27 protein-coding genes are annotated in these 25098 nt (G+C 74.2%); 8 read left to right on the top strand and 19 right to left on the bottom strand.

Features of this window, described 5'->3' with window-relative positions:
• Positions 1 to 30 precede the first annotated feature (30 nt).
• Positions 31 to 723: an RraA family protein gene (locus QWJ13_RS24405; RefSeq protein ID WP_316527065.1), complete on the top strand. Its 693-nt coding sequence runs from the start codon at positions 31 to 33 to the stop codon at positions 721 to 723.
• A 63-nt stretch (positions 724 to 786) separates the two neighbouring features.
• On the opposite strand, the gene QWJ13_RS24400 is transcribed toward QWJ13_RS24405, so the two are convergent.
• From QWJ13_RS24400 to QWJ13_RS24390, 3 genes are all read right to left on the bottom strand, one after another.
• The gene (locus tag QWJ13_RS24400) at positions 787 to 1752 is read right to left on the bottom strand and encodes an SGNH/GDSL hydrolase family protein (protein ID WP_316527063.1); all 966 of its coding nucleotides are present in this window, start codon (positions 1750 to 1752) and stop codon (positions 787 to 789) included.
• Positions 1753 to 1877: 125 nt separating this feature from the next.
• The gene (locus QWJ13_RS24395; protein WP_316527391.1) at positions 1878 to 3182 is read right to left on the bottom strand and encodes a TerD family protein; all 1305 of its coding nucleotides are present in this window, start codon (positions 3180 to 3182) and stop codon (positions 1878 to 1880) included.
• Between the two features lie 170 nt (positions 3183 to 3352).
• A complete protein-coding gene (locus QWJ13_RS24390; RefSeq protein WP_316527062.1) occupies positions 3353 to 4624 on the bottom strand; it encodes a hypothetical protein in 1272 nt (423 codons plus the stop codon).
• A gap of 329 nt (positions 4625 to 4953) precedes the next feature.
• Between QWJ13_RS24390 and QWJ13_RS24385 the strand changes: the two genes are divergently transcribed.
• Positions 4954 to 5460, top strand: a complete 507-nt coding sequence (locus QWJ13_RS24385) for an SsgA family sporulation/cell division regulator (RefSeq protein WP_316527061.1) — start codon at positions 4954 to 4956, stop codon at positions 5458 to 5460.
• Between the two features lie 10 nt (positions 5461 to 5470).
• On the opposite strand, the gene QWJ13_RS24380 is transcribed toward QWJ13_RS24385, so the two are convergent.
• The 3 genes from QWJ13_RS24380 to QWJ13_RS24370 all read right to left on the bottom strand — a co-directional run bounded on the left by QWJ13_RS24380 (position 5471) and on the right by QWJ13_RS24370 (position 8591).
• Positions 5471 to 6898: a GAF domain-containing protein gene (locus QWJ13_RS24380; RefSeq protein WP_316527059.1), complete on the bottom strand. Its 1428-nt coding sequence runs from the start codon at positions 6896 to 6898 to the stop codon at positions 5471 to 5473.
• A 194-nt stretch (positions 6899 to 7092) separates the two neighbouring features.
• Positions 7093 to 8130, bottom strand: a complete 1038-nt coding sequence (locus tag QWJ13_RS24375; RefSeq protein WP_316527058.1) for a M56 family metallopeptidase — start codon at positions 8128 to 8130, stop codon at positions 7093 to 7095.
• Positions 8127 to 8591: a BlaI/MecI/CopY family transcriptional regulator gene (locus tag QWJ13_RS24370; RefSeq protein WP_316527057.1), complete on the bottom strand. Its 465-nt coding sequence runs from the start codon at positions 8589 to 8591 to the stop codon at positions 8127 to 8129. Before QWJ13_RS24370 ends, QWJ13_RS24375 begins: the two co-directional genes overlap by 4 nt.
• Before the next feature lie 115 nt (positions 8592 to 8706).
• Between QWJ13_RS24370 and QWJ13_RS24365 the strand changes: the two genes are divergently transcribed.
• The 5 genes from QWJ13_RS24365 (at position 8707) to QWJ13_RS24345 (ending at position 12653) form a co-directional block, all read left to right on the top strand.
• Complete coding sequence (locus QWJ13_RS24365) at positions 8707 to 9375, top strand: DedA family protein (RefSeq protein WP_316527056.1); 669 nt, start codon at positions 8707 to 8709, stop codon at positions 9373 to 9375.
• A complete protein-coding gene (locus QWJ13_RS24360; protein WP_316527055.1) occupies positions 9375 to 10040 on the top strand; it encodes a phosphatase PAP2 family protein in 666 nt (221 codons plus the stop codon). The genes QWJ13_RS24365 and QWJ13_RS24360 overlap by 1 nt, the downstream gene beginning before the upstream one ends.
• A gap of 195 nt (positions 10041 to 10235) precedes the next feature.
• On the top strand, positions 10236 to 10751 hold the full coding sequence (locus QWJ13_RS24355) for a pyridoxamine 5'-phosphate oxidase family protein (protein WP_316527054.1): 516 nt from the start codon (positions 10236 to 10238) through the stop codon (positions 10749 to 10751).
• Between the two features lie 94 nt (positions 10752 to 10845).
• Positions 10846 to 11967, top strand: a complete 1122-nt coding sequence (locus tag QWJ13_RS24350) for a TIGR03364 family FAD-dependent oxidoreductase (RefSeq protein ID WP_316527053.1) — start codon at positions 10846 to 10848, stop codon at positions 11965 to 11967.
• An 11-nt stretch (positions 11968 to 11978) separates the two neighbouring features.
• Entirely contained in the window at positions 11979 to 12653 is a 675-nt protein-coding gene (locus QWJ13_RS24345) for a phosphonatase-like hydrolase (protein WP_316527052.1), read from the top strand.
• A gap of 55 nt (positions 12654 to 12708) precedes the next feature.
• On the opposite strand, the gene QWJ13_RS24340 is transcribed toward QWJ13_RS24345, so the two are convergent.
• From QWJ13_RS24340 to QWJ13_RS24285, 12 genes are all read right to left on the bottom strand, one after another.
• Positions 12709 to 12939 (bottom strand): hypothetical protein, encoded by a 231-nt coding sequence (locus QWJ13_RS24340; protein ID WP_316527051.1) that lies wholly within the window; start codon positions 12937 to 12939, stop codon positions 12709 to 12711.
• A 4-nt stretch (positions 12940 to 12943) separates the two neighbouring features.
• Positions 12944 to 13837 (bottom strand): hypothetical protein, encoded by an 894-nt coding sequence (locus QWJ13_RS24335; RefSeq protein ID WP_316527050.1) that lies wholly within the window; start codon positions 13835 to 13837, stop codon positions 12944 to 12946.
• On the bottom strand, positions 13834 to 14520 hold the full coding sequence (locus QWJ13_RS24330) for a hypothetical protein (protein WP_316527049.1): 687 nt from the start codon (positions 14518 to 14520) through the stop codon (positions 13834 to 13836). Before QWJ13_RS24330 ends, QWJ13_RS24335 begins: the two co-directional genes overlap by 4 nt.
• Positions 14510 to 15838 (bottom strand): ATP synthase subunit B family protein, encoded by a 1329-nt coding sequence (locus tag QWJ13_RS24325; RefSeq protein ID WP_316527048.1) that lies wholly within the window; start codon positions 15836 to 15838, stop codon positions 14510 to 14512. Before QWJ13_RS24325 ends, QWJ13_RS24330 begins: the two co-directional genes overlap by 11 nt.
• Positions 15835 to 16131, bottom strand: a complete 297-nt coding sequence (locus tag QWJ13_RS24320; RefSeq protein ID WP_316527047.1) for a hypothetical protein — start codon at positions 16129 to 16131, stop codon at positions 15835 to 15837. Before QWJ13_RS24320 ends, QWJ13_RS24325 begins: the two co-directional genes overlap by 4 nt.
• A gap of 207 nt (positions 16132 to 16338) precedes the next feature.
• Complete coding sequence (locus tag QWJ13_RS24315) at positions 16339 to 16830, bottom strand: hypothetical protein (protein WP_316527046.1); 492 nt, start codon at positions 16828 to 16830, stop codon at positions 16339 to 16341.
• Positions 16831 to 16918: 88 nt separating this feature from the next.
• Positions 16919 to 17242, bottom strand: a complete 324-nt coding sequence (locus QWJ13_RS24310; protein ID WP_316527045.1) for a DMT family transporter — start codon at positions 17240 to 17242, stop codon at positions 16919 to 16921.
• A 1-nt stretch (position 17243) separates the two neighbouring features.
• Complete coding sequence (locus QWJ13_RS24305) at positions 17244 to 17936, bottom strand: HAD family hydrolase (RefSeq protein WP_316527044.1); 693 nt, start codon at positions 17934 to 17936, stop codon at positions 17244 to 17246.
• 84 nt (positions 17937 to 18020) lie between these two features.
• On the bottom strand, positions 18021 to 19106 hold the full coding sequence (locus QWJ13_RS24300) for an ABC transporter ATP-binding protein (RefSeq protein ID WP_316527043.1): 1086 nt from the start codon (positions 19104 to 19106) through the stop codon (positions 18021 to 18023).
• A gap of 31 nt (positions 19107 to 19137) precedes the next feature.
• Entirely contained in the window at positions 19138 to 19947 is an 810-nt protein-coding gene (locus QWJ13_RS24295) for an ABC transporter permease (RefSeq protein WP_432277604.1), read from the bottom strand.
• Positions 19947 to 20936 carry an ABC transporter permease gene (locus QWJ13_RS24290; RefSeq protein ID WP_316527042.1) on the bottom strand — a complete coding sequence of 330 codons (990 nt, stop codon included), beginning with the start codon at positions 20934 to 20936 and terminating at the stop codon, positions 19947 to 19949. Before QWJ13_RS24290 ends, QWJ13_RS24295 begins: the two co-directional genes overlap by 1 nt.
• A gap of 6 nt (positions 20937 to 20942) precedes the next feature.
• Positions 20943 to 22106 (bottom strand): ABC transporter substrate-binding protein, encoded by a 1164-nt coding sequence (locus QWJ13_RS24285; protein ID WP_316527040.1) that lies wholly within the window; start codon positions 22104 to 22106, stop codon positions 20943 to 20945.
• A 331-nt stretch (positions 22107 to 22437) separates the two neighbouring features.
• Here QWJ13_RS24285 and QWJ13_RS24280 point away from each other — a divergent pair, with 331 nt between their 5' ends.
• On the top strand, positions 22438 to 23280 hold the full coding sequence (locus QWJ13_RS24280; RefSeq protein WP_316527039.1) for a GntR family transcriptional regulator: 843 nt from the start codon (positions 22438 to 22440) through the stop codon (positions 23278 to 23280).
• Between the two features lie 82 nt (positions 23281 to 23362).
• Here QWJ13_RS24280 and tmpA read toward each other — a convergent pair whose 3' ends face one another.
• Entirely contained in the window at positions 23363 to 24937 is a 1575-nt protein-coding gene (gene tmpA, locus QWJ13_RS24275; protein WP_316527038.1) for a 2-trimethylaminoethylphosphonate dioxygenase, read from the bottom strand.
• Positions 24938 to 25098: the final 161 nt, after the last annotated feature.

The raw sequence follows: 25098 nt of genomic DNA, 5'->3' as shown, positions 1-25098 counted from the left end.
GAACTGGCTTTTCGGATGGAGGAGTTGGGGATGCTGAAGGCTTTCGCGGAGCTGTCCACGCCGCTGGTGGCGGATGCGTGTGTGCGGCTCGGGGTGGAGGTGCGGGTCGCGCCGGTGGGGATCGCGTCGGTGGCGGGCGGCGGCCGGGTGGCGGGGCGGGTGCTGCCGGTGCGGCACTACGGCAGCGTGGACGTGTTCCTGGAGGCGTACACGGCGGCCCGGGACGGGGACGTGCTGGTGGTCGACAACAGCGGGCGGACCGACGAGGCCTGCATCGGGGACCTCGCGGTGCTGGAGGCGCGGGCCGCCGGGGTGGCCGGCATCGTGGTGTGGGGGCTGCACCGGGACACCCCGGAACTGGTGGAGATCGGGCTGCCGGTGTTCAGCTACGGTGCGCTGCCGCTCGGCCCGCTGCGGTTGGACGGCCGGGAGCCGGAGGCGCTGCTGTCCGCGAAGTTCGGGCCGCACCCGGTGAGCGCCGAGGACGTGGTGTTCGCCGACGCGGACGGGGTGCTGTTCGTCCCCGCCGACCGGGTCGCCGAGGTGCTGGAGACGGCCGGCGCGATCGCGCGGACCGAGCGCGCCCAGGCCGAGCGGATCTCCTCCGGGGACACGCTGCGCCGGCAGACCGCCTTCGACGAGTACCTGGAGCGACGCGCCGCCGACCCGTCATACAGCTTCCGGAAGCATCTGCGGCGGGTCGGCGGGGCGATCGAGGAGTAGCAACTCCCTTATAGGTAGCGGTGCATGACGTGCGGTCCGATGTAGCCCCCGGTCGGGTGGCGGTCAGCCGGCGAGGACGGCGTCCTCGACCAGGGCGGCGGTGTGGGCCTGGCCGTCGGCGTTGGGGTGCACCACGGCGTACTTGAGGGGGATGATGCTGGTCAGCACGCCGTCCAGCCAGTGGTCGGCGTCGCAGACGCTGTGGCCGGCGCTCGCGGGGTAGAGGTCGACGAAGCGCGCGCCGTGGGCGGCGGTGACCTGGGCGATGAGCGCGTTGAGCGGCTCCACGACCGCGGTGCGGGCCCAGTCGACGTCGCCGGTGGTGAAGGTGCCGAACTGCAGGAGGTTGCCGTACTGGCAGAGGCCGGCGTTCTCCGGGAAGAGGTGCGGGTAGCCGACGGTGAGGACCCGGGCGGACGGGGCCTTGGCGTGCAGCGCGGTGAGCATCGAGTCGTATCCGGCGCGCAGACCGGCGAAGCGGCCGGGCAGGCTCGCGTCGTACTTGTCCTTGCAGGGCGTGCCCTGGCCGAGCTGGGTGGCGCCGAGTTCGATGCAGCCCTTGAGGATCTCGACGAAGCCGAGGTCGTTGCCGCCGATCCCGACGGTGACCACGTCGGCGGCCGGGTCGACGGCGTCGATCTGCGGCGGGACGGGCGGGTAGGGGGCGTCCGGGTCGCTGCCGAGAGGCGGGAGCGGGCGGCCGAGCGGGGACTGCGCGTTCGCGTAGACGCTGTCGGTGGTGGCGCCGCTGCAACTGACGTTGCGCAGGTCGACCAGGGAGCCGAGGTCGTGGCGGATGATCTCGGGGTAGGACTTGACCGTCCGGGCGCAGCCGTCCAGTGGCGCGGTCTCGTCGCCGGTGGCCTCGATGACGCCGGCGGTGTAGGAGTCGCCGAGGGCCGCCCAGCGCAGCGTGCCGGCGCGGTCGTCCGGCCGGGCGGCGGCCTGGGCGGTGGTCGGGGTGATCAGCCCGGCGGCGAGCGCGGCGGCGGTGCCGGTGACGGCGAGGCGGGACAGGAAGGATGGCACGGCTCTCCTCCTCGGGTGGGGGGAGAGTGCGGATTCACCCTCCTGAGAGTCAATCGAGTCGCCGTGTGGACGGCTTGATGCCTCGGGAGGGTGAATCCATGGTGCCTGGCGTTGACTTTGTGGGCTTACAGCATCGCGGCGGCGGGCTCGATCATCGCCCGCGCGGTCTTGCCGTCGACGTACTCGCCGAGCGCCGTCATCTCCCACTCGCCGCTCGGGCGGCGGACCAGACTGCACATCATCACGCCGGTGTACGGCGCGGAGTTGGTGAGGTCGAAGCGGACCAGCTCCTCCTCCGTCCGGGCGTCCAGCAGCCGGCAGTAGGCGTCGCGCACATCGGTGAACTTCTGGCCGGAGAAGGAGTTCACCACGAAGACCAGCCCGTGGACCTCGGCCGGCAGGCCCTCCAGGTGGACGGTGATCACCTCGTCGTCGCCGCCCTCGCCGCCGACCAGGTTGTCGCCGGAGTGGGAGATCGCGCCGTTGAAGATGTTCAGCTTCATGAACCAGGCCGTCTCCAGCCGCTTGCGCCCGGCGTCGAAGGCGAGACAGGAGGCGTCCAGGTCGATGTCACGGCCGCGGGCGGCGGACTTCCAGCCGAGGGCCATCCGGACCGAGGAGAGGAACGGGCGGCCGTTCTTGACCAGGGAGACCGAGCTGCCCTTGACCAGGCTGACCCGGCCCTTGTCCAGGGTGACCTTGGCGGGCGCGGGCGGCGCGGCCGGGGGAGCGGCGGGCGCCGGGGGGACCGGGGGAGTCGGGGGAGCCGCGGGCGGGGCCGGGATGGTGGTCTGGCCGGTGGCGAGGGCGATCCGCGGGTCGACGGCGGTGGTCGCTGCGGCCGGTACCGGCGGGGTGGCCGGGGCCGGCGGGGCGGTCGGCGGGGCGGTCGGGGCCGGCGGAGTGACCGGGGCGGCCGCCGGAGCCGGGGCCGGGGAGTCCTCGACGGTGACGCCGAAGTCGGTGGCGATGCCCGCGAGGCCGTTGGCGTAGCCCTGGCCGACCGCGCGCACCTTCCAGACGCCGCCGCGCAGATAGACCTCGACCACGATCAGCGCGGTCTCCAGGCCCAGCCGGGGCGGGGTGAAGGTGGCCAGGACCTCGCCGGTGTCGGCGTCGCGGACGGTGGCGGTGGGCTCCGTCCCGGCGAAGGTGGAGACCTGGTCGGCGGGGCTCGCGGTGACCACGATCTTGTTGATCCCGGCCGGGACGGCCCGGGTGTCGACGGTGATCGCGTCGGGGGCGCCGGCGGTGGCCGGGCGGTGGCTGACGCCGGGGCCGTTCGGGGCGTTGAAGAAGACGAAGTCGTCGTCCGAGCGGACCTTGCCGGCGTCGGTCAGCAGCAGGCCGGACACGTCCAGCGCCTTGGGCGCGCTGACCTCGACGGTCACTCGCGCGGCGGTCAGCGGTGTGTTGCCGCCTTGGGTCAGGACGGTGGACACGGACTCCTCCTCGGGTGTGGAACGACGGCCAGGCCGGGGCCGTGAGGGGGCGCCGGGCCGGGTGCTGTCACAGTAACGAACAGGGGTGCGGCGATGCGCCCGTCCGAACGGCCGACTGTCGGATCGTCGGATGACCGTGACATCCGGCCCTCGGCCGGTCAGCGCGCCGAGGACATCCGAGGGGCGGCGGACGGCGAGGAGGCCGTCGGCTCGCCGGTCGGCGCCGCCGCGTGGCTGAAGGCGCCGAGCGCGGCCACCGCCCGGGGGCGGTCCAGGGCGAAGGCGGAGACGCTCCAGCTCTCCGCCGGAGCCGCCTTGCGCGCCCCGGTGGACGGGTCGGCGCTCTGCCGGGCGCCGCGGACACCGAAGGTGTAGCGGCCGGGCTGGACGTCGGTGCCGGGCGGGGCGGTGAAGCGGTAGACGAGGGTGCCGCGCTCCTGCTGGGCCGTCACCACGGCGCCCGGCAGGTCGGTCCAGGCGGTGCCGGTGCCCGGGGCCAACTCGCCCGGGGCGAGCCGGAATTCGGCCTGGAACACGGTGACCCGCTCGGTCACGTCGAGGGTCAGCTGGTGCCGCAGGCCGGCCCGGCCGAGCGGGGAGGCCGCGGCGGTGCCGGACAGCGCGTGGTCGGCGCCCTGGCCGCCCCCGGGGGTGAGCGAGTCGGGCAGCGCGTCCGGGCCGGGCAGTGAATCCGGGCCGGGGAGGGAGCCCGGGTCCGGCGCGGAGTCCGGGTCGGGCAGTGAGTAAGGCGTCGGGAGTTTCGCGTTGCCGGTGGAGTCCGGGCTGGGCCCGGCGGGTACCGGTACCGGTGCCGGCCCCGGGTGGACGGGCTCGGCGGGCCTCGGCCCGGCCGGGTGCGGCGTCGGGTCGGAGGGGGAGGTGGCGACCGGATCGGGAGCGTCCGTCTCGGCCCCGGTGAGCTGGGTGCCGGAGAGCGGCGCCCCCTGCCCGGCCGAGGCCTGACCGCCGGTCTGGCCATGGGGCCGGCCACCGGCTTGGCCGCCGGTCTGGGGCGCGGCGGGCGCGGCGGGTGCGGCGGGCGCGGCCGTACGGGGCGCGGCCGGGGTGGCCGCGACCGTCGCGGGGGCCGTGGGGCGCGTCGAGGGGCGGCCCGCGACCTGGCGCGAGGGCGGTGACGCGCCGTCGGTCGGGGTCTGCGCCGAGGCCGCCTCGGTCTGGTCATCGGTGCCCGGCGTGGGCGGCGGGGTGGTGCCGACCCGCAGGACGTCCCGGCCGACACCCTGCTGCTGGTTGAGCAGCAGGGTGGTGGCGACGCTGATGCCGACCACGGTGGACATCGCCATCGCGGCGCCGGAGAAGCGCAGGGTGGGCAGCCGGAACAGGCCGCCGAACGGGCGTGGCCGACCGTGTCGCCCCTGTTGTGCGGGTTCGTGCCGCACGTCTCGCGCGGTGTCTTCGCGCCCAGCCACCGGACCCCTCCTCCCCGAAGCCGCCGTCGCGGTCGCCGTATTCTCCCACGTGCCGCCGCCGGGCCCCGCTCCGCCCGTCGAAGGCGGGCTCCGCCGCGGGCCCGCGCGGGGAAGGGGGAGAGCGTACCAGCGGGCGACCGCATGGTGGTCAGCCGCCATCCACTTCGTGGACACCCCTTTGACGTACGGAAGTTGACGTTCCGTCTGACAAGAGTGGTAAGGGGTGGCTGCCCCGGACGGGGGTTATTGCAACCCCCTTGCAACCCTTGCCCGGTCCGCCGGGCGTGGCGCAGGCTGAAGGCATCCCACGCCGTCCCGGAGAGACCGTCATGTCGCCCGACCCGCTGTCCGCAGCCTCCAGTGCACCCCTCGCCGCCACCCCCACGGGCGGCGATGGGGACGGCTCCACCGCCGCTCCGGCGGCGGTGGAGGAGGTGCTGACGCTGCGCATCTCGCTGGGCGAGGAGGTGGTCGGCGATGTGCGCACGCGGTTCCGGTTCGACGCCGCGCGCCCGTACGAGGTGCTGCTGACCTTCCATCTGGGGCGGCCGGACGAGGCCGACTGGGTGTTCTCGCGCGAACTGCTGCGCGACGGCCTGCGCACGCTGAGCGGCCACGGCGACGTCAAGCTGTGGCCGGCGTACTGCCCGTGCCACGGCTCGACGCTGCACCTGGCGTTGGAGTCCCCGCACGGCAGCGCGCTGCTGGAGGCGTCCAAGCCCCGGGTGCAGGACTGGCTGGACCGCACCTACGCGCTGGTCTCCGAGGACCGGGAGCGCAGCTGCGGCCCCACCGACGACGAGCTGGCCGCGCTGCTGGCGGGCGGCCAGGGCTGACGACCGGCCGTCAGCGGCGCTCCCCGCGCAGCGGCGGCAGCGGCGAGCCGGGCAGTCGGGCCGTCCCCGCGGCCAGCGCGACCCGCAGCCGCCGGACGGCCGGGGCCGAGGAGGCGGGCAGCAGGTCGTACGGGTCGTCCGGCCCGTCCACCGTGACCAGCACCGACTCGGTTATCCGGTACGGCCGGTGGGCCAGCAGTCCGCCCAGATAGCGGCGCAGCCGGGACAGCTCGGCGCGGACCGTCACCGTCCGGCCCGCGTCGCCGAACAGCGCCTCGGCGAGCTGGGCGGCGGTGCTGCCCTCGCGCCCGGTGGCGAGCAGCAGCAGCAGTTCGGCGTGGCGCGGGCTGAGCGGGTGCGACCAGCTGTCAGCGGCGCCCCGGACGGACAGCTCGGGGCGGTCCGGGCGGCGCAGGTCGAGCCGGAGCCGGGCCCCCTCGGCCTGTTCGGCGGTCACCGTGCCGGAGTCGTCCTCCACCGGGGAGCGGAGCGGGCGCACCAGCCAGCCGTCGGCGAGCGGCTCCAGCGCGCACTCGCCGAGGCCGGGCACCCAGTGCACGGCGGCCGGGGTCCAGCCCTCGCTGGGCACCCGCAGCCGACTGGGCGGCGGGAGCCCGGCCGCGGCGGCGGTCCAGCCGGCCGCGTCCACCACCAGGGCCGGGCCGCCGACCCGGGCGAGCAGCGGGGCGGCCAGGGTGCGCAGCTGGTGCAGCGCCTCCAGCCGGTGGGCGCGCAGCTCGGTCTCGGCGAGCCGGGCGGCGGTGGCGGTGAGCTGGAGCAGGTGCGGGCGGACGGTGTGCGCCGGGCCGCTCAGGTTGATCGCGCCGACCAGTCGGCCGGTGCCCGGGTCGCGGATCGGTGCGGCGAGGCAGGTCCAGGAGTGGTGGCTGCGCAGGTAGTGCTCGGCGGAGTGGACGTGCATCGGGCGCCGGGCGCGCAGGGCGACCGCGATGCCGTTGGTGCCGACGCTCTCCTCGATCCAGCGGGCGCCGGTGATGAAGCCGATCCGGTCGGCGCTGCGGCGCAGGCCGCGCTCGCCCTCCTGCCAGAGCACATGGCCCTCGGCGTCGGCGACGGCCAGCAGCAGCGGGGCCGCGCCGGCCACGTCGATCAGGGTCTCGCGGAGCACCGGCAGGACGGGGTCGAGCCCGCTGGTGCGGCGCCGCTGTTCGATTTCTCCGGGGCCCAGCAGGACGGCGGCGGCGCCGGTGTCCGGGTCCAGGCCGAGGCGGCGCAGCCGGGCCCAGGAGTCGCCTATCTCGGGGCGGGGGTCGAGCGGGCCGGGGGCGCCGTCTTCCTCGCCGAGGGCGGGGGCGGGGGCGGCCAGTTCCCGGGCGGCGGCGTCGGCGAGGGTGCGGTCGTGGACCTTGGCCAGTTCCGCCGCGGTCGGCGGGGTGCGGCGCTCTGGTCGTCGGGACTGCCGTCCGGTCTGCCGCACGCGCGTTGCTCCTCGCCACCGTTCGAGGACGCGCCGGGGCCGACGCGCTGACGAAAGCGTACGGGTGTGATGGGTCGTTGGGGACGGGGTCGGGAAAGTCCGCATACCGGGCGGTATGGAGACGCGGGCCCGGTCGTGGGCGCAGGAGTGGAACCGTGGTCCGGGCGGCCTCCGCCGCCCGGACCGGGGGCGGGTCAGCGCTGGGTGTCCGGGCTCTGTTGGGCGGCCTCCACGGCGTGGTGCAGGTCGGCGGTGGCCTCCAGGGCGGCGCCGGTGCTCAGGGCCAGGCAGGCGGCCAGGGCGACGGCGGCGGCCCGCAGCCAGGTGCCGGGGCTGGTGGCCGGGCGGGGCCGGAGCAGGGCGGCGACCCGGCGCGGGACGGGGCCGGAGTGGGCGGCGGCGACCAGCCGGGGGCGGGCCGGCCAGGGGGAGCGGCTGGCGGCCAGGGCGGCTCGGCCGACCGCGCGGGCGGTCACGGCGCGGTCGCCGACCCGGGCGGCCGCCACTTCGTCGGCCCAGCGTTCCAGGTGGTAGCCGAGCGGGGCGCGCAGCGGGCGCAGCGCCGGGTGGATGTCGGCGGCGTGCTCGGCGAGGGCGAGGAAGACGTGGTGCCGGGCGGTCAGGTGGGCCCGTTCGTGGGCGAGCAGCGCGGCGCGCTCGGGGCCGTCGAGGGCGCGCAGCATGCCGGAGGTGACCACGATCCGGCCGGGCTCGCCCAGTCGGCCGGGCAGCGCGAAGGCGTCGGCGCACTCGTCGTCCAGGACGGTGAGCGGGTGGTCGGCGGGCCGCAGCAGGGCGGCCAGCCGAGCCTGGGGGCGCATCCAGCGCACGGAGGCGCGCGGGGGGCGCACGTCCGGATGCCGGTCGGCGGTGACCGGGAGCGCGGCCCGGGCGGTGCGCAGCTCCCGGACCCGCCGGCGGGCGGTGCGCACGCCCAGTGCGGCGAGCGCGAGGAGCGCCAGGGCGGCCAGGGCGGCCGCGAACGGTGCGTCGGGCGCGGCCGCGGTGAGCCAGGGCAGCGAGAGGTGGCCGAGGGTGGCGACCGGCGGGAGCTGGAGCAGCCCGGCGGCGGCCAGCAGGCCGAGCGAGCAGAGGGTGCCGCCGGCCAGCACGGCGGCGCTGCCGGCCAGCATCCAGGCGGCGGCCCGCGGCGGCAGCGCCTCGGCGAGGCGGCGGGCCAGCGGGGCGGCCAGGAAGGGCAGCAGCAGCGGGACCCAGACGGAGAGCATCATCGGTCGTCCGCCCCCGAAGAGCCGGCCCCCGAAGAGCCGGCCCCCGAAGAGCCTGCCCCCGAGGTGCCCGCCCCCGCCGGGCCGGCCTCCGGTGCGCCGTCGCCGAGCAGGTCGCGCAGCAGCTGCTCGTCCTCGGCGGAGAGGTCGGAGACGAAGCGGGCCAGTACGGTGGAGCGGTCGGCCTCGCGGCCGAGCTCGGTGTGCATCCGGCGGGCGGCGAGCCCGGCGGTGTCCTGGACGGTCGGGGTGTAGGCGTAGGCGCGGCCGGCCCGGGTGCGTTCGACCGTCCCCTTGTCGAAGAGCCGGGCCAGGATCGTCGCGATGGTGGTGCGGGCGAGATCCCCGCCGAGCGCGGCCTGGACGTCCTGCGGCGTCATCGGCTGCCGGGCCGACCAGAGGGCGGCCAGTACCTCGGCCTCCAGCTCCCCGGCGGGCCGGCGGGCGGACGGTACGTCGGGCATGGCGGCGCTTCCTCCAAGTTTCGTCTACAGTCATGTAGACCGTCTACGCAACTGTAGACGGTCCGGGCGGGTTCCGATGCGAACCGCCCTCCAACGTACGGGAGGTCCGTCGGCCTTGCTCCAGTTCCTCGCCGATCCGGCCGTTCACCTCGCGGTGAACCCGCTGGACGCGTCCTCACTGCTCGCCGCGTTCGGCGCGCTCGGCATCGCCGTGGTGCTGTTCGCCGAGACCGGCCTGCTGGTGGGCTTCTTCCTGCCCGGGGATTCGCTGCTGTTCACCGCCGGCCTGCTCTGCGTGCCCGGCGCCACCAAGGGCCCACAGCTGGAGCTGTGGCAGGTGCTGCCGGCCGCCCTGGTCGGCGCGCTCGGCGGGGCCCAGGTCGGCTATCTGATCGGCCGGCGCGGCGGCCGGGCGCTGCTCGGCCGGACCAGGCGCCGCAGCCTGCTGGAGGGCGTCGCCCGGGCCGAGGAGCTGCTCGCCAAGTACGGCCACGGCAAGGCGATCGTGCTCGCCCGCTTCATCCCGGTGGTCCGCACGGTGCTCAACCCGCTCTGCGGCGTCCTGGACGTGCCGGTCCGCACGTTCACGTTCTGGCAGGTCACCGGGGGTGCGCTCTGGACGGTCGGCGTGGTGCTCGCCGGGTACGGGCTCGGGTCGTCGATCCCCGGCATCGACCAGTACCTACTGCCGATCATCGGTCTGGTAGTAGTTGTCTCCGTGCTCCCCATTGTTCTCGAACTGTTCCGCGCCCGTAAGGCGCGGCGTCACGGAGGTGACGTGTGATGTCCTCCCGGGCGCTCGCCGTGTACGACGGCAGCGGCATCGACGGCAGCCTGTACACCCGGGTCAACGGCTGGGCGCAGTCCGCCCCGCACTGGCTGGACGAGCTGATCAAGCTGTGGTCCGCGATCGGCCTCGGGCTGTTCGCGGTCTTCATGCTCTACGCCTGGTGGCGGGCGCGCGGCGCGGACTCGGCCGTGATGGCCAAGGTGCTCGCCTCGCCGGTGATCGTGGTCGTCGCGTACGCCGTCAACTCGGTCTTCAAGGGCTCCGTCGAGGAGCTCCGTCCGTGCGCGCAGATCCCCGGCAGCCTCGCGCTGGAGACCTGCCCGGCCGCCGGTGACTGGTCCTTCCCGAGCAACCACTCGACGATCGCCTTCGCCGCCGCGGCCTCGCTCTGGTTCGTCGACCGCCGGCTCGGCTGGGTGGCCGGCCTGTTCGCGGTGCTGATGGCCGCCTCCCGGGTCTGGGTCGGCGTGCACTACCCGCACGACGTGGCGGTGGGCGCGCTGGTCGGGATCCTGGCCGCCGTGGTGCTGACGCCGCTCGCCGGCCGCTGCGGGCCGCTGGTGGACCGGATGCGGGCGAGCGCGCTGCGGCCGCTGCTCGGGCCGGGCGAGCTGCCGGTGGTGGCCCGCGCGTACCCGTCGCACCGCGCGTCGCGGTAACGACAGCCGTAGTCGGCGTAACGACAGCCGTAGTCGGCCCGCCCCTTGTCCGGTCTCGGACGGCGGGTGGAGCATGTGAGCCGGGCGTGGAGCCTCCTGCGGGAGGCGCCCGCCCGGCTCAGTCGTGCTCAGTCGTGCTCGGACGCGCTCGGACGCGCGCGGACGCCGTGGCGTGCCAGCGGAGGGGAGTGCCGAATGCCGTACCGACTCGACATCACGCAGGGGGACTGGCCGGGCGGCTCACCGCACCAGGGCGTCGAGGGGCTGCTGGCCGAGGCCATGGTGCTCACCCTCGCCACCGCGGGTCACGAGCGGGGCCCGCACGCCAACCTGGCCTTCTTCGCGTACGACGACGACCTCGTCCTCTACTTCGTCAGTGAGCGCTCCACCCGGCACAGCCACCACCTGGCCGAGGAGGCCAGGGCCGCCGCCACCGTCTTCCTGCCGCCGCCGGTCTTCGGCGAGCAGCTGCGCGGCCTCCAGCTGACCGGCAGTGCGGGCGAGGCCTGGGGGCGGCAGGCCGAGGCGGCGCTGGCCGCGTACCAGGGCCGGTACCCGTCCTTCGCGCCGGACGAGGAGACCCGGAAGCAGTACCTCGCCGGGGGCGGGGCGGCGGCGCTGTACCGGTTCCAGGTGGAGGAGCTGACGGCGGTGGACGAGCCGAACCACGGGCGGCGCAACTACCTGCGGGCGCGGGTGGTCCGGCCCTAGAAGTCATGGGTTGTCTGTACAACTTCCCGGGTGGTTCATCTGCGGGACGACATCCCGACGTCCCTCGGACACCTGGGCGCATCAGCCTGGACGCATGAGAGTCATCGTCGTAGGAGCGGGCGTGCTGGGCACCATGCACGCCTGGCAGGCAGTCCGGCGCGGCCACGAGGTCGTCCACCTGGAGCGCGAGAGCGAGGCGCGCGGCGCCTCGGTGCGCAACTTCGGCCTGGTCTGGGTCAGCGGCCGGGCGCAGGGCGAGGAACTGGACACCGCGCTGCGGGCCCGCGAACTGTGGGAGTCCATCGGCTCCCGCGTCCCGGACCTCGGCTTCCGGGCCAACGGATCGCTCACCGCGATCCGCACCGAGGCCGAACTCGCCGTCGCTGAGCAGGCGTTGACCCTGCCCGACGCCGCCTCCCGCGGCTACAAGCTGCTCGGCGCGGACGAGACCAGGGCCGCCAACCCGGCCCTGCGCGGCAAGCTGCTCGGCGCCCTGTGGTGCGAGCGCGACGCCGCCGTCGAGCCCCGCACCGCCCAGCCCGCGCTGCGCCGCTACCTGGAGTCCACCGGCCGGTACACCTTCCTGCCCGGCCGCGAGGTGCGCGAGGTGATCGGCGAGAACGCCGTCCGCGACGACCACGGCGACGTCCACACCGGCGACCTGGTGGTCCTGTGCACCGGCGCCTGGCTCGGCGGCCTGGTCCGCGAGCTCGCCCCCGAACTGCCGGTGCGCCGGGTGCGGCTCCAGATGATGCAGACCGACCCGCTCGGCGAGACCCTGACCACCTCCGTCGCCGACGGCGACAGCTTCCGCTACTACCCCGCCTTCGCCGGCACCGCCCTGGACCGGCTGCGCGAGACCCAGCCGCAGCCGCCGGTCGCCGCCGAGCACAAGATGCAGCTGCTGATGGTCCAGCGCCGCGACGGCGGCCTCACCATCGGCGACACCCACGAGTACGACCAGCCGTTCGGCTTCGACGTCGTCGAGGACCCGTACGACCACCTGGTCGGCGTGGTCGAGGACCTGCTCGGCCGCCCGCTGCCGCGGATCCGCCGCCGCTGGGCCGGGGTGTACGCGCAGTGCGTCGACTCCACCCGGGTCGTCCACCGCGAGCGCGTGCGCGACGGCGTCTGGCTGGTCACCGGCCCCGGCGGCCGGGGCATGACCTGCTCGCCCGCCATCGCCGAGACCACCGCCGAACTCGCCAACCTGTAAGGAGCGTTGCCGTGACCACCGACATCCGCCTGGTCGTCCTCGACATGGCCGGCACCACCGTCGCCGACGACGGCCTGGTCGAGCAGGCCTTCACCGCGGCCGCCGCCAAGCTCGGCGTCGAGACCGGAAGCCCGGAGTTCGACCCGATGCTGGCCCACGTGCGGGCCACCATGGGCGAATCCAAGATCTCCGTCTTCCGGCACCTGTTCGGCGAGGAGGAGAAGGCCCAGCTGGCCAACGCCGCCTTCGAGGCCGCCTACGACGACCTGGTCGACGCCGGCCACTGCGCCCCCCTGCCCGGCGCCGCCGAGGCCATCGCCGAACTGCGCGGCCAGGGCCGGAAGGTGGTGCTCACCACCGGCTTCTCCCGCACCACCCAGGACCGCATCCTGGACGCCCTCGGCTGGCAGTCCATCGCCGACCTCACCCTCTGCCCCGCCGACGCCGGCCGCGGCCGCCCGTACCCCGACATGGTGCTCACCGCGCTGCTGCGCACCGGCACCGACTCGGTCCGTCAGATCGCCGTCGCCGGGGACACCGGCTACGACATGCTGACCGGCACCCGGGCCGGCGCCTCGGTGGTGGCCGGTGTGCTCACCGGTGCCCACGACGAGGCCCGGCTGCGGGCCGACGGCGCGACCCACGTGCTCGGCTCGATCGCCGAACTGCCCGCGCTGCTGGGCTGATCGGGCGGACCCGCGGTGGGGCGGGCGTCGGTGTGCGACGCCTGCCCGCCGCGGGTCAGTCGTTTCCGGCCAAGGCGTGGAACGCGGCCCAGCCGCGCTCGTCCAGGGCGTCCAGGACGGCGGTGCCGAGGCCGGTGACGGGCTCCGGGGAGAGATGGGTGCGCCGGTTGCCGCGCCGGACCATCAGCATGCCGAAGTCGAGGAAGCCGTTGGCGTACGAGAAGCCGGCGCCGCCGAGGCGGCGCGGGCCGCCGCGAGGGCCCTGGTCGGACCGGGTGGCGGCCATCCGATCAGAGGAACAGCGCCAGCAGGAGGAACCCGGTGCCGGTGCCGAGGAGGGCCGCGGCGGGCTTGGCCGTCGGCTTCTCCAGGAGGGGAGCGGCGCAGGTGACGAGGGCGAGGAAGTGGAGGAGGAAGAGCGCGAGGGGAAGCGGGCCGCCGACGGTGTGCCGGGCGAGCAGGAGGAGCGCGAGCCAGCCGGCGGACAGCGCGCCCCAGACCAGGGCGGTGCGGACGGCGCCCAGGCGGGAGGCACGGACGCGAGCGGCCCGGGCGAGGGCGGTGAGGCGCTCGCGCAGCGGGCCGGCGGGCCGGGCGCGGACGCCGACGGCGACCACCGCGAGGGCGGCGCCGAGCAGCACGGCGCCGGCCCAGAAGAGGTCGGTGCCCAGGTCGATCTGCTCGGGGCGCTTGGGGCGGGCGGTGCCGTCGGGGGCGTAGCGGACGGTGACCTGGTCGCCGATCCGGAGGTCCTGGTCGCGCTGGTTGAGCCGGCCGCCGGGGACGGGGGTGCCGTCGGGGGCCGCCAGGGCGTAGTCCCAGGACTGGGCGCGGGTCCCGGTGGTGCGTTCCTTGTCGGTGACGTGGGCGGTGACCGTGGAGCCGGTGTTCAGCGTCAGGTCGTCGCGGACGTTCTTGGTCGCCGCCGCCCCGATGAACAGCAGGAACGGGACGATCAGGACCGCGAGGCAGCCGCGCCAGCGGCCGGCCAGCCGGCCGAGGCCCGCCGACAGGGCGGCGGTGGCGACCACCAGGACGCCCAGGCCGGCCGGCCAGCCGTACGAGCCGTAGGCGGCGGTGAGGCCGACGAGCGACAGCGGCGCGGCGAGCGCGAGGGCGGTCGTCAGCGGGACGGAACCCCGGCGGGGCTCCGTCCTCGGCCGCGGGGCTTCGGTGCCGCTCACCCGAAGGCCTTCCGGATCTTGTCCCACTGCTCGGGCGGCAGTTCGTCGCTGCTTTCGTCCCGGGGCGGGTGGAAGGAGATGCCCCGGTAGGCGGTGGCGATCAGTGGCAGCCACTCGTCCCAGTGGTCGATGTCCTCGGTGGTGAAGACGGCCGCGACCACGTAGGGGCTCCACGGGTGCGGGATCAGCAGTTCGAGCTGGCGCACCGTGCTGACGGTCGGTTCGGGCACGCCCCAGACCGCGCCGGGCGTCGGGACGGTCAGTTCGCGGGCGGCCAGGGCGGCGCGGCCGAGCGGCAGGTCCACCACGCCGACGTCGGCGTCCGGCCAGGCCTCGGCCAGTTCCGCGGCGACCCGGGAGGGGTAGCTGCCCGGCTCGCCGAGGTCCTGCGGGCGGAGGAAGACGGCGAACATGCCGTGGATCGGCTCGCCGTCCTCGGCCCGGACCAGGCAACTGGACACGTGGACGACGCCCTCGCGCAGCTGGGCCTGGAGCGCGGTCTCGGAGGCGATCACGGCGGCGAGCTTCTGCTCGGCCCCGGTGTCGGGGAAGAGCGCGTCGATCTGCTCCGCCGCGCGGGCCATCCGGTCGCCGAGGTCCTCGTCCAGGTCGATCGCGGTGAAGCCGGCCGGCAGGTCGAGCCAGAGCGGCGGGGCGGCGGCCCCGGTGGTCTCAGCGGCCATAGCCGGCCGCCCATCCGGTCATGCCGAGCAGGTTGCCGACGGTGGACACGCTGCCGATGATGACGTTGGCCTTGCCGCCGCCGGCGATCATGCCGGCCGAGCCGAGGACGCTGTTGCCGCCGGTGGTGTAGTTGACGGCGCCGGCGAGGTTGTCGCTCGGGTTGTCTTGGGTGAGCGCGTAGGCGGTCGGGGCGTTGAGCCCGACGGTGGTGGCGGCCTGGACACCGTCGGCGATGTCCATCGCGGCGGACTTGGAGACGCCGAAGTACATGGCGGGTTTCTCGATCCCCTGGGTGAAGAGCGGGTTGGCCGGGTCGATCGCCCGGGAGGCGGCCCGGACCTCGGTGGATCCGGCGGCGACCACGCCGCGCACGCCCTCGCCGGCGGCGACGGCCTCCCGGGCGGCGGTCACGCCCTTGGCCGCGACGCCCACCCCGGGGATCGCGCCGAGGACGTCGCCGCCGAGGGTCAGCCAGTTGCCGATGTTGTTCTGTGGCGGCCACAGCTGGCCCTTGGCGGCGTACTGGGCGCCGTGCGCGAGCGCGGCGGAGGCGCTGAAGAGGATCGCCGGCAGCGCGAAGGCGGGGAAGAAGATCGCCGCGACGCCGCAGACGCCGGCCGCCACCGTCAGCAGGTCGGCGCCGTGGTTCTTGAACCAGTTGCCGATCTTGCTGAGCATGCCCGGCTCCGGCGGGGCCTTGCTGTCGGCGGCCTTGCGGACGGCCTCGGCGGTCTTCTTGGCGTCCGCCCGGTGGGTGCCGGCGAGTTCGTGGGCCTGCGTCCGGAGGCCTGCCAGCTCGGTGGTGGCGCTGTTGAGCAGTTCGGCGGCCGCGTCCAGGTGGCTCTTGGCGGCGGTGTAGCGCTTCTCGGCGGCGGCCAGGCCGGCGTCGTCGGGGAAGTAGCGGCCGGCCAGCTGGAGGTCGGGGTTGGCGGCGGCTGCGCCGTGGGCCCGGTCGGCCTCGTCCTTCTTCTTCTTGGCGGCGACCGCGGCGGCGGCCAACTCGGCTGCCTTGGGCTGGTGTTCGGTCAGCGCCTTGTACCAGACGTCGAGCGCCGTGTAGGCGTCGGTGATCGAGTCGGCGGCGTCCTGGAGGTAGCCGGGGAGCTTCTGGAACTGCTTGGAGAACTGCTGGGCCGCGTCGCCCGTCCACGCGCCCTCGTTGGCGGTGATCTGGGCGAGCGTGGTGTGCACGCCGGTCAGGTGCTGGCCCACCCGGCGCAGGCCGTTGCTGAGCGCGGTGACGGCGGCGGAGTCGCCGGGGGTGGGGTCGAAGCCGAGGCCGGACCAGTCGGGCGCCGCGGGCGCCGGGGTGCTCACGACTGCCCCGCCGGGGTGAGGGCCTTGACGATGCTCTGCTCGGTGCCGTCGTAGTTCTTCTGCACCTGTTCCAGGCCCTCGTCCAGGACCTTGACGCACTCGCGGACCTTCTTCAGACCGAACTGCCACTTGTCCTTGAAGTGTCCGCAGGCCTCGTCCAGGAAGTCGAAGCCGGTGCCGGTGTGGCCGGCCGCCTCGAAGGCCTTGAGCCCCTGTTCGAGCTCGTCGCCACACCCCTTGAGGTCCTGGGCCAGCTTGGCGAGGAATTCGGTACTGACCTTGAAGTCGGCCACTTTCGCCCCCCGATGCGTCGATTGTCGGACCGGGCGAGCATAGCCCTCGCCGACCCGGGGTGATCACCGGAGCCGGGGCCGGGGGGCGCCCCTCACGGGACCTTTACGGGCCGTCGACGCCTTCTTGACGTCGGCGGCCCGGTCCGGAGGTGTACCCGTACGGGGGTCTCGTGCGGAGGTCTCGTGGGGGTCTGGCCCGGAGGCCGTTCAGCGGCGCCAGAAGCCGCGCTTCCTCGGGGTGACGAGCTGGACGACGGCGGCGACGAACAGTTCGGCGACGGGGGAGGGCCCCGGGCCGTGGTTGAGGTGGCTGTCGGCGGTCCACTCGCCGAGGACGGTGCCGGGGCTGCCGTCGAAGGGGCTGAGGGCGTGCTCCAGGGTCACATAGCGCACCGCCCTGGCGCCCTTCGGGTGGACGGCGGCGGCGAAGTGGGCCTCGGTGGCGCCGACCGGGGCGGGCAGGGCGACCAGCAGCATGTGGTGGCCGTCGACCGACAGATGGCGGCAGTCGAGGCCGTGGGCGGGCAGCCGGTCCTCGGGCGGCAGGGTGGTGCCGAGGTCCTCCCAGATCTGGGCGACGACCGGCAGCAGGCTGCCGCCGTCCGGGGTCGGGGTGGCCACGCGCGGTCCGAACTCCAGTACCTGGCGGGCGAGTTCGCGGTGGACGAAGCGGTAGTGATGGGGTCGGGGGTCCGTCATGGGGGACACCGTAGCGAACGCGGCCGGGGCGGGCGGTCGGTGTGCCCGACTTCCCGCCCCGGCAGGCGAGTTGATGGCTGCCGCTACGTCAGGAATGGCCGCCCTTGAGGTTGAGCACGACCACCCCGACGATCACCAGCGCGATCCCCAGCCACTGCAGCCGCCCGAGCGACTCGCCGAAGGCGACCACGCCTATCCCGGCGACCGCCGCCGTGCCGGCCCCGGACCAGACGGCGTAGGCGACCGAGACCGGTATGTGCTTGAGCGCGCGGCCGAGCAGCAGGAAGGAGAGCACGTAGCCGACGCCGACGCCGAGGCTCGGCCAAAGCCGGGTGAACCCCTCGGTGAGCTTGAGGCAGCTGGTGGCGCAGACCTCGCTGATGATGGCCAGGGCGAGCAGGAGATAGGGCATGTCAGGGTCGAACCGCGTCGGCCCCGGCGAGCTTCCCGAGCAGGGCGAGGTCGGCCAGCTCCAGGCTGGCGAGCAGGGTGATCCGCTCGCCCCGCGGCATCGGCGTCGGGGTGGACGGCACGGCGAGCACGGCGCAGCCGGCCGCGCCGGCGGAGGCGACCCCGGTCGGGGTGTCCTCGACGGCGAGGCAGACGGCCGGGTCCAGGCCCAGGCGTTCGGCGGCGGCGAGGTAGGGGTCGGGCGCGGGCTTGGTGCGCGCGGTGTCCTCGGCGGCCAGGGTGACGGCGAACCAGTCCCGGCCGATGGCGGACAGCACCAGGTCGACCACCCGGCGCGGGGAGGCGGAGACCAGCGCGGTGGGCACCCCGGCGTCGCGCAGCGAGGCCAGCAGGGCGAGCGCGCCGGGGCGCGGCACCGTCTCGGCGGCGACCTTGGCGGCGAAGGACTCGCCGAGCCGGGCGGCGAGTTCGGCCTCGCCGAGGGCCGTGCCGCTGACCCGGTGCAGGTGGGCGGCGGTGTGCTCGACGGCCTGGCCGAGCACCTCGGGGGCGTCCTGGTCGGTGAGCGGGTGGTGGAGCTCCTCGGCGAGTTCGGCGGCGCTCTGCCACCACAGCTGTTCGGTGTCGACCAGGGTGCCGTCCATGTCGAAGAGGACGGCGGCGGGCAGGGGGGTGGATACGGGGGTTTCAGGCATGGCGGTACCTTCGGTGGTTCTGCGAGCGGTTCTTCAGGCGCTTCTTCGGCGCTCCGGCGGGCGGAGCGAGGAGGTACGAGGCTCTCAGGCCGTACGGCGGTCCACCAGTACCGGGCGCTCCGGCAGGGTGAGCGCGGCCCGGGCGCCGGCCGGCAGCGCGGCGGCGGCCTCGGTGGGCAGGTCGGCCTTGACCTCGGTGCCGTCGTCCAGGCGGACGGTGAGCCGGGTGACGGCGCCGAGGAAGGATGCGGTGACCACCAGGGCCGGGCCGTCCTCGGCCGGGGTCAGGACGACGTTCTCCGGGCGGACCAGCACCTGGAGTTCACCGCCGGCCGGGATGTCGCCGTCCACCGCGTGCCGGCGGCCGAGCACCTCGACGCCGTCCGAGGTGCGGGTGCACGGGATGCGGCTCATGGTGCCGACGAACTCGGCGACGAACGCGGTGGCCGGCCGGCCGTACAGCTCGGACGGGGTGGCGCACTGCTCCAGCTTGCCGGCGCGCAGCACCGCGACCCGGTCGGCCATCGACAGCGCCTCCTCCTGGTCGTGGGTGACGAACAGGGTGGTGATGCCCAACTCCTGTTGGAGGCGCCGAATCTCCTCGCGCAGCTGGAGGCGGACCTTGGCGTCCAGCGCGGACAGCGGCTCGTCCAGCAGCAGCACCCGCGGCTGGAGGGCGAGCGCCCGGGCGAGCGCGATGCGCTGCTGCTGGCCGCCGGACATCTGGTGCGGGTAGTGCTCGGCGCGGTGCGGCAGGCCGACCAGCTCCAGCAACTCGTGGGCGCGGGAACGGCGTTCGGCCTTGCCGGTGCCGCGCATCCGCAGCCCGAAGGCGACGTTGTCCAGCGCGGTCAGGTGCGGGAAGAGGCTGTACGACTGGAACACCATGCCCGCGTCGCGCTTGTGCGCCGGGATCGTGGTGATGTCCTGGCCGTCGACCAGCACCTCGCCGGAGTCGTGCTGCTCGAAGCCGGCCAGGATGCGCAGCGCGGTGGTCTTGCCGCAGCCGGACGGGCCGAGCAGGGCGAGCAGTTCGCCCGGGTGGACGGTCAGGTCCAGGCCGTCCAGGGCGGTCGTGGCGCCGAACGCCCGGCGCAGGGAACGGAATTCGACGGTGGCACTGCCGGGGGAGAGCGAGACGCCGTCGGCGAGGGCGGTGGCCGTGGTCATGGCTGGTAACTCCTGGAAACGGGGGTGTGGTTCAGGACCGGGCGCTCTTGCGGCCGCGGCCGACGGCGGACATCAGCAGCAGGACGAGCCAGACGATCAGCAGGCTGAGCATCGAGACCGCGACGGACATCTGGCCGTCGCTCTTGCCGTTGGAGTTGATCCACACCGAGAAGGGGGTGAAGCCGAGGATGGAGGCGGTGGTGAACTCGCCGAGCACCAGGGCGACGGTGAGCACGGCGGCGTTCAGCAGCGCGCTGCGCAGGTTCGGCAGGACGACGGTGAACACCGCGCGCAGCCAGCCCGCCCCGCAGTTGCGGGCGGCCTCCACCAGGGTGGCCACGTTCACGCCGCGCAGCCCGGAGTCGATCGCCCGGTAGGCGAACGGCAGCGCCATCAGCACGTACGCGATGACCAGGACGATCGGGAACTTCGGGTCCTGGATGGCCACGACGGTCTGGAACAGCGGGGTGTCCTGGAGGTAGTCCGGGCCCCAGCGCAGCACGCCGATGATGCCGGTGGTGAGCGCGACGACCGGGACGACCAGCGGCATCGAGCACATGATCTCGATCACCGGACGCAGCTTCGGCGCGCCGAGCCGGGCGGCGAGCACCGCCGGGACGAGCAGGAGCAGCAGCACCACCACGGTGACGGCGGCCAGTTCGAGGCTGAGCACCAGGCTGTCGGTGAAGCCGGGGGCGTTCAGCAGCTCGGTGTAGGCGCGGAAGGTGGTGCCGCCCTTGTTGTCGTCGACGCTGAACCAGAGCGAGGCGGCCATCGGCACCGCGAAGTAGATCCCGCAGAGCAGCAGGACCAGGCCGCGGCCGAAACGGATGCGATTGATCAGGCGAGCCACTTGGCACTCCGGCGCTGAAGGGGCAGGTACACGGCCATCACCAGGCAGGCGACCACGATCATGTCGAGGCCGAGGGCGAGGGCGAGGTTGCCCTGGCCGACCAGGACGTTGCCGGACAGCGCGTCGCCGATCTGCATGGAGATCAGCGGGACCGAACTGCCCACCATGGCCTCGGCGGTGGCGTACGCGGCGAAGGAGGCGCCGAACAGCAGCACGAAGCCGCCGAGCAGCGAGGGCAGCAGGACGGGCAGCGCCACGTGCCGCCAGTACTGGACGCCGGTGGCGCCGTTGTTGGCGGCGGCCTCGCGCCACTGGACCTTGAGGCCCTCCAGCGCCGGCGTGATGGTGATGACCATCAGCGGGACAAGGAAGTAGAGGTAGACCACCGACAGGCCGGAGAAGGAGTAGAGGTTCCAGCCGTGCTCGGTCAGGCCGAGCTTCTTGGTGACCTCGCCGGAGTTGCCGAGGGTGGCGACGAACATGAAGGCCAGCGGGACGCCGCCGAAGTTGGCGAGCACGCCGGAGGCGGACATCACGGCCTCGCGGAAGACCCGGAGACGGGAGGTCGCCACGGCCTGGGCCAGCGGCAGGCCGACCACGGTGGCGATCAGCGCGGTCAGCAGCGAGAGCTTCACGCTGCCCCAAAGGGCCGTCCAGTAGGCGCCCTGGAGGGAGTGGGTCAGGTTGTCGGTGGTGAAGGTGCCGCCGCCGTCCGGGGCGTCCGAGGAGGTGGTGAACGCGCCGATGGCGATGGCCACGGCCGGCAGGCCGAAACCGATCAGGAAGAAGAGCAGCAGGGGGAGGGCGGCGAGCCAGGCGCGGCTGCCGCTGCCGCGGCGCTTGCCGGGGCGGGGGGCCTTGTCGGCCGCGGTGGCCTGGTGGGCCGTGATGCCGGGGGTGACGGAGCCGGCCGGGGCACCTCCGCCGCTGTGGGCGGCGGAGGCGGTGGCCGGCACCGGGGTGGGTGCCGTGGTCATCTCAGGTCAGCCCGCGATCGCCTTGGCCCAGTTCTCGGTCACGGTCTTCTTGGCCGCGTCCGTCTGCTCCTGGGTCGGGAAGGTGGTGAAGGGCTTCTCGACGGTGGGCAGCTTGGCGGCGGCGGCCGTGTCCAGGGTGCCGGCGGCCTTCATGGAGTCGAACAGCGCCGGGGTGGCGTAGCCGCCGAGGAAGCCGTTCTGGCCCTCGGTGCTGAACAGGTACTCCTGCCACAGGCGGGCGGCCGCCGGGTGCGGGGCGTCCTTGTTGATGGCCTGGTTGTAGTACTGGGCGTAGGAGCCGTCCGAGGGGATGGCCACCTGCCAGTCGATGCCCTTGTCCCGGAACTTGTCGGCGTAGCCGGCGCTCAGGTACGACCAGTCGATCGTGATCGGGGTCTCGCCCTTCTCGATGGTCGCCGGGGTGACCTCGACCGGGTTGAAGTTGCCGGCCTGCTTGACCTTGCCGAAGAAGTCGATGCCGGGCTGGATGTTGTCCAGCGAACCGCCGTTGGCGAGCGCGGCCGCGTAGACGGCGCCGAAGGCGGCACCGGCCTTCGTCGGGTTGCCGTTGAGGGCGACCATGCCCTTGTACTCGGGCTTCAGCAGGTCGGCGAAGGTCTTCGGGCAGACCGAGACCTTCTTGGCGTCGCAGCCGATCGCCATGTAGCCGCCGTAGTCGTTGTAGTGCATGCCGTCGGCGTTCTTCATGGTGGCCGGGATCTTGTCGAAGTCGGTCACCTTGTACGGGGCCAGCAGGCCCTGCTTGGCGGCGCTGAGCGCGAAGGCGGAACCCAGGTCGAGGACGTCGGGGGCGCGGTCCTGGCCCTTGCGGGAGGTGACCGCGTTGATCTCGTCCTGGCTGGTGCCGTCCGGGTTCTCGTCCTCGATCTCGATGCCGTACTTCGCCTTGAAGTCGTCCATCAGCTTGCCGTAGTTCGCCCAGGTCCGGGGCAGGGTGATGACGTGCAGCTTGCCCTCCTTCTTGGCGGCGGCGACCAGGCCGTCCATGCCGCCGAAGTCGGCGACGGAGGTGGCGGTCCTGGCGCTCTTGCCGCCCGCGGTGTCGCCGGACTTGGCGCTCGACCCGGCAGAGCCGCAGGCGGTGAGGGAGAGTGCGGCGGCGGTCAGTACAGCCGCGAAGGCGGCGGTGCGGGCGCGGTGCACGGTCACGGGGAAGTCTCCTGATGAGGGGGCGTACTGCGCGGGGGGTTCCGCGGGCTTGGGTCTCGCGAAGAGCGGCGGGCTGGCCGGAGTGAGAGACCGATCGTCATCGTCCGAGTTGACTAGCCAACTTCGCTGACAGAGGTAAGTACGCCGGAGCCCGGTGACGGGAAGGTGAACGGACGGCCCAGAACCGGGGTCGGCTGCGGGAACGGTGGAATCAGGCCATCGGAGCGTGATCCGTTCGGTGCGATGCTTCGAAGGCGCAGCGGGATAAGGTCGGGCAGTCCGCGCCAGTACGGCTGCGCAGGACACCGCCCCAGGAGGGACATTGACTGACGTGGCAACCGATCCCCAGCGCTCCCAGGCCGTGGGGCACCCGGCCGTCGGAGACCACTCGGCCGCCGGAGAACGCCCGGCCGCGAACCCGGCCGAACGCCCCGGCGCGCTGTACCGGAAGGTCGCCGCCGACCTGCGCGAGGCGATCACCACCGGCGCGTACGGCGAGGCCGGCCGGCTGCCCGCCGAGGGGGCGCTGGCCGAGCAGTACGGCGTCTCCCGCGGCACCGTCCGCCAGGCCCTCGCGGTGCTGCGCTCCGACGGACTGGTCACCTCCCGCCGCGGCACCCGCCGGGTGGTGCTGGGCGGCGCCCGGGTACAGAGCTTCTCCGAACTGCTCAGCTTCACGCACTGGGCGTACTCGATGGGCGAGGAGCCCGGCGGCATCCTGGACTCGCTGGTGCGCCGCCCGGCCGACGCCGCCGAGCGCGAGCAACTGCGCCTGGAGCCGGGCGCCGAGGTGTACGTCATCGTCCGGCTGCGGACGCTGTCCGGCACGCCGGTGATGGTCGAGCGCACCGTCTACCCGCCGAGGGTCGGCGAGATCGTCGCCGAGCTGCCGCCGGACGTGGTCTCGCACACCGAAGTGCTGCGCGAGCACGGCATCCTGTTCACCGACGCCGACCACACCATCGACGTGGTCGCGGCCAACGCCGAGGACGCCCGGCTGCTGGGCTGCCGCCGGGGCGGTCCGCTGCTGCGCGAGCGGCGGCGCACGACCGACCCGACGGGCACGCCGGTGGAGTGGTCCCAGGACCGCTACCTGCCCGGGACGGTGGCGTTCAGCGTGCACAACTCCCTTGCCACCTCGGCGCTTTCGCGGCACGCGCGGGAGCTGGACTGAGCCTGCCGCGTGAGCCCGCCGCTCACCGCATGGGCGCGTCGCTCACCGCGTGGGCCCGCCGCTGACCGCATGGGCGCGTCGCTCACCGCATGAGCGCGGCGAGCAGCGGGCGGTAGTGGGCGAAGTCCGGGGTCGGGGCGCCGGCCGCCTTGGCCTGCTCGTCCCACCGCCGGACGGCCACCGCGTCCCGCGCGCCCGGGAGTTCGGCGAAGGCGGCGGCCTGGCGCTCGTCCATCGGGCCGCCCTGGACGCTCAGCGTGTACTCGGAGGCCGCGGAGAGCCGCTCCCGGTAGCCGGGCTCGACCGCGCACAGGTAGCGCTTGGCGGCCACGTGCAGCCGGACCGGCTCGGTGACCTCCGGGCCGAACCAGCGGGCCAGCCAGTCGGCGCCGGTGTCGCCGTGCCGGTTGTCCTGACCCTCCATCAGATCCCGTCCGTGCAGGGCTCCGTGGAAGTGTCCGACGTCGTGCAGCAGCGCGGCGGCGACCAAGTGCGCGGGTGCCCCGGCGGCCTCGGCGGCAGCGGCGGCCTGGAGCATGTGCTCGGCCATGGTGACCTCCTCGCCCAGGTACTCCCCGGCGCCCTCGCCCGCGAACAGGGTGGCGATCGCGTCCAGGGCGGCGGCGCGGCGGTGCAGTACGGCGAGGGTGCTGCTCAGCCCGTCCAGGTCGGCGTAGCAGCCCTGGAGGTGCCGGTGGCCGTCCTGTCGGAACGCCGTCCGGGCGTGGAGCAGGCGGGTGTTGTCGAAGACCAGGCAGTCGCCGGGGCCGAGGCGGAAGGTGAGCCGGAGCTCGGGGCGCAGGGTGATCGCGGCGAAGCGGCGGTACGCGGCGTAGAAGGCGCCCAGGTCGCCTCCGCGCAGCGTGCCGATCGAGCGGTTGTTGAAGCGCACCTCGCGGATCCGGCCGAGCGGGTCCACGTCGATCAGTGGGCGGTCGGCGCGCAGTTCGGTGCGGCGGTCGCGGAAGACGAACGGGACGGGCGTGCGGGTGAGGACGTCGAACGCCTCCGGCGCCTCCTCCCGGAGGACCGCCGCGGCGCGGAACCCGTCCACCAGCCCGGAGTCGCCGCCGGTCGCGGAGTTCTCCAGGCAGTGCAGCAGCTGGAGGGTCGGCACCGGGTCCCGGTACGGGTTGTCGGTGTGCGGGGTGATGGCGGCGCTGGTGAAGGCGAGGTTGTTGGGGGCCGGCTCGACCCGGACGTCGAACAGCTCCCCGTAGTTGGTGACCCGGACGTGGCCGAAGCTCTCCGCCACCCGCAGCACCTGCCGCTCCACGGCCGGCACCCCGCGCAGCACGGCGAAGCCCTCGCTCCGTACGGCGGTCAGCACCGCGGCCTGCCGGGCCGGGTCGGCCAGGTACGCCTCCCAGGGCGCCTCCGGGATCCCGTCGGCGAAGTCCGCCGCCGCCCAGAGCCGCTTGCCCCGCTCGGTGCGCCCATCGCCCTCGTCCGCCCCGTCGAGCCACTCCAGCGGGTAGCGGGAGCGGTGTCCGTCCGACCAGAGCACCTCCAGGTGGCCGTCGGTCTCGCCGCTCCCGGCGACCGCCAGATCCTCGGGCAGGTCGGCGATCTGGAACAGCTTCTGCCCGTTGCGCGGGTCCCGGCACTCGGCGCACGGACAGTTGTCGCGCAGCCAATACGCTGGCAGTTCGGTCATCGGTCTTCTCCTCGGCGGCACTACGGCTGTCGTGTTGGGTGAAGTTGTATAGCCAACTTCTATCCCGATCGGGAGCCTGCCTGCCCCCGGTGAGTTCCACGTGCCCGACAGGTGAACGCCGCGGGAACTGTGCTGTCCAGGCCGCACCCGGCGGGCTGTTC

Source organism: Kitasatospora brasiliensis, from assembly GCF_032654805.1.
Lineage (GTDB): Bacteria > Actinomycetota > Actinomycetes > Streptomycetales > Streptomycetaceae > Kitasatospora > Kitasatospora brasiliensis.
This window is presented reverse-complemented; position numbering and strand designations above follow the sequence as displayed.

Bases quoted from the DNA above. Each gene is read 5' to 3' on its own strand.
- QWJ13_RS24405 (WP_316527065.1), top strand. From the start codon at position 31: ATGCTGAAGGCTTTCGCGGAGCTGTCCACGCCGCTGGTGGCGGATGCG.
- QWJ13_RS24385 (WP_316527061.1), top strand. From the start codon at position 4,954: ATGTCGCCCGACCCGCTGTCCGCAGCCTCCAGTGCACCCCTCGCCGCC.
- QWJ13_RS24375 (WP_316527058.1), bottom strand. From the start codon at position 8,130: ATGATGCTCTCCGTCTGGGTCCCGCTGCTGCTGCCCTTCCTGGCCGCC.
- QWJ13_RS24370 (WP_316527057.1), bottom strand. From the start codon at position 8,591: ATGCCCGACGTACCGTCCGCCCGCCGGCCCGCCGGGGAGCTGGAGGCC.
- QWJ13_RS24360 (WP_316527055.1), top strand. From the start codon at position 9,375: ATGTCCTCCCGGGCGCTCGCCGTGTACGACGGCAGCGGCATCGACGGC.
- QWJ13_RS24355 (WP_316527054.1), top strand. From the start codon at position 10,236: ATGCCGTACCGACTCGACATCACGCAGGGGGACTGGCCGGGCGGCTCA.
- QWJ13_RS24350 (WP_316527053.1), top strand. From the start codon at position 10,846: ATGAGAGTCATCGTCGTAGGAGCGGGCGTGCTGGGCACCATGCACGCC.
- QWJ13_RS24340 (WP_316527051.1), bottom strand. From the start codon at position 12,939: ATGGCCGCCACCCGGTCCGACCAGGGCCCTCGCGGCGGCCCGCGCCGC.
- QWJ13_RS24330 (WP_316527049.1), bottom strand. From the start codon at position 14,520: ATGGCCGCTGAGACCACCGGGGCCGCCGCCCCGCCGCTCTGGCTCGAC.
- QWJ13_RS24315 (WP_316527046.1), bottom strand. From the start codon at position 16,830: ATGACGGACCCCCGACCCCATCACTACCGCTTCGTCCACCGCGAACTC.
- QWJ13_RS24310 (WP_316527045.1), bottom strand. From the start codon at position 17,242: ATGCCCTATCTCCTGCTCGCCCTGGCCATCATCAGCGAGGTCTGCGCC.
- QWJ13_RS24305 (WP_316527044.1), bottom strand. From the start codon at position 17,936: ATGCCTGAAACCCCCGTATCCACCCCCCTGCCCGCCGCCGTCCTCTTC.
- QWJ13_RS24300 (WP_316527043.1), bottom strand. From the start codon at position 19,106: ATGACCACGGCCACCGCCCTCGCCGACGGCGTCTCGCTCTCCCCCGGC.
- QWJ13_RS24290 (WP_316527042.1), bottom strand. From the start codon at position 20,936: ATGACCACGGCACCCACCCCGGTGCCGGCCACCGCCTCCGCCGCCCAC.
- tmpA (WP_316527038.1), bottom strand. From the start codon at position 24,937: ATGACCGAACTGCCAGCGTATTGGCTGCGCGACAACTGTCCGTGCGCC.